The sequence below is a fragment of the Candidatus Zixiibacteriota bacterium genome (assembly GCA_040752815.1).
In the GTDB taxonomy this organism is placed as follows: Bacteria; Zixibacteria; MSB-5A5; order GN15; family FEB-12; genus JAGGTI01.
This window is the reverse complement of sequence record JBFMGC010000113.1, coordinates 1-2,133: the sequence shown is the minus strand read 5'-3', so window position 1 is coordinate 2,133 and position 2,133 is coordinate 1. Positions and strand designations below refer to the sequence as shown.

Sequence of the window (2,133 nt, the reverse complement as noted above, 5' to 3'; positions counted from 1 at the left end):
AGCAATGTTGTTATTTTACGACCAGTGTCCATGATTATTGAAAAATGTACCATAGAAGGCTCGGGTAGCGGGTCAAGCCAAAACGGCTTATACCTTGGCGGTGGGGTGATTACAGTTAAATACTGTGCTATATATAATTGCGGCGACAATGGCTTAAGTAGTATAGGGTTTACAATATTACGGCTTGAATATGTAAATAACGGTGTTGAACAAGCCAATGGCGATAATGATTTCTATTTTTACGCGCCAACCAGCGTTACAGCCAAAGGGCTTAACTATAATTCTGGAGTATTGATTGGGAGTTATTATTTGTTTCCTGGGATGTATATTGAAGATTTTGCTCATACTGAAGGAGCGCATAAAGTTATACATTACATAGGAACCATCAGTAAGACCGATGTCGTAGTAGGCAGCGGCGATCCCGAGAAGCGCACGGGCGGCAGCGATAGTGTTGTAGAAATCCTCTACAACCAGAATGTAACCGGAAAACAGCCCATTGCCGAATTGGCCCCGACCGTATTTCCCCGCGTGCTCGTAGCGGACGGTACGGAGCGCACGTTCCGTTTTTTCGTTCAGAGCGTCCCGGCGCTGACTACCGAACTCTGGTTCGATGTGAGTTATGTCGACCTGGCTGGACATCCCTGCACCATGACCGCGACGGGAGCCATCTCGGCCCGGAGCAATGCGGCGGACTGGACCAATTACATTGACGTTACGGTCCCGGCGGCGCTGAGTGAGAGCAATATCCATATCGATTGCAAATCGAATTATTACAGCTCCAGCTCAACAAACAAAATCTACATCGATCCGAAATTCGAGGAGCAGTAAACGTGGCCGATTTCATTTGGTCCGACGGCACTATACATGAGGCTCCAGGCCCCGACGAAAATCAGTGGATCGATGGGCAGCCCGCGCCTGGGGCGGGGGAGGCATCCACGGTTCTGTTGGTGGTTGCCGACGCGGCCCATGCACATAGCGCGGATGCGCCCACGCTGACGCAGAAACACACCCTCGTAGTTGCGGCGTCGGATCATGCGCATAGCGCGGATGGAGCGGTCCTCACACAAAAACACAGCCTGACCGTATCGGACGGGGCGCACGCGCATTCGGTCGATTCGGCGGCATTGACGCAGGTTCACGCGCTCACGGCGGCGGCCGCGGGGCACGCGCATTCGGTCGATACTCCGGTACTGACGCAGAAACACGCGATTTCCGTAGCCGATTCCGACCATGCCCATTCGGCGGACGGCTGCACGCTCACGCAGGTGCATACTCTGTCGGTGGAGGATGCGGACCACGGACACGTTGTAGATCCGCTCATTCTGACCCAGGTGCACGCCCTGGCGGTTCAGGATGCGGCTCACAGTCATTCCGCCGATGCAATCACCCTGACATTCGGCGTGGAACTGACCGTTGCGGATGCGGCGCATGCCCATGCGTCGGACGCTCCGGCATTATCTCAGGTACACGATCTGGCCGTGGCCGGCGGATCGCACGGGCACGAGGCGGACTCCGCCCCGCTGACGCAGGCTCATGTCCTGGCGACCCTGGACACCCTGCACGCGCATATCGCGGACGCGGTGGCGCTGTTGTACGGCAGTTTGGGGATAGTGATAAACCCAACCCTCGTGGATGCTACGCCGGTGCGGACCCTCGTGGATGCTACGCCGGTGCGGACCCTAACGAATTAGGAGACAGAGATGGCTAAATGGCAGAATGACGACGTACTCGATGCGGCCCTGGATAAAATCGCCACGGCCAACATTTTGACGGTCTGCTCGGCGCAGCCGACCACGCGGGCGGAGGCGATTACGACGTACAAACTGGCCGACATTGCGGTCACGCCGGGGGACGGCAACGGGGATTTTACCGTCGCCAACGGCGATACGTCCGGCCGAAAATTGACCGTGGCCGCGCAGGCGGACGTGCCGGTGGATGCATCCGGCGATGCTACTCACATCGCCCTGTGCGACGGCACGGACCTGCTCTATGTGACTACGTGCACCACGCAGACATTGACGGCCGGGAACACCGTGACTGTGCCAACATGGGACATCGAGATCGCGGACGTGAGTTAACAGCGCTGGGGGGCCTCGGCCCCCCGCCCCCCGCGGGGGGGGCGGGGGGGGGGCC

Annotated in this window: 3 protein-coding genes; all 3 read left to right on the top strand. The window is 57.8% G+C overall.

Annotated elements, in window-relative coordinates; translation table 11 throughout:
• Positions 1–828: hypothetical protein (locus AB1772_13370; GenBank protein MEW5797329.1), on the top strand; the 828-nt coding region annotated here is incomplete at its 5' end.
• A gap of 2 nt (positions 829–830) precedes the next feature.
• Complete coding sequence (locus AB1772_13365) at positions 831–1,691, top strand: hypothetical protein (GenBank protein MEW5797328.1); 861 nt, start codon at positions 831–833, stop codon at positions 1,689–1,691.
• A gap of 9 nt (positions 1,692–1,700) precedes the next feature.
• Positions 1,701–2,078 carry a hypothetical protein gene (locus tag AB1772_13360; protein MEW5797327.1) on the top strand — a complete coding sequence of 126 codons (378 nt, stop codon included), beginning with the start codon at positions 1,701–1,703 and terminating at the stop codon, positions 2,076–2,078.
• Positions 2,079–2,133 lie beyond the last annotated feature (55 nt).

Bases quoted from the DNA above. Each gene is read 5' to 3' on its own strand.
- AB1772_13360 (MEW5797327.1), top strand. From the start codon at position 1,701: ATGGCTAAATGGCAGAATGACGACGTACTCGATGCGGCCCTGGATAAA.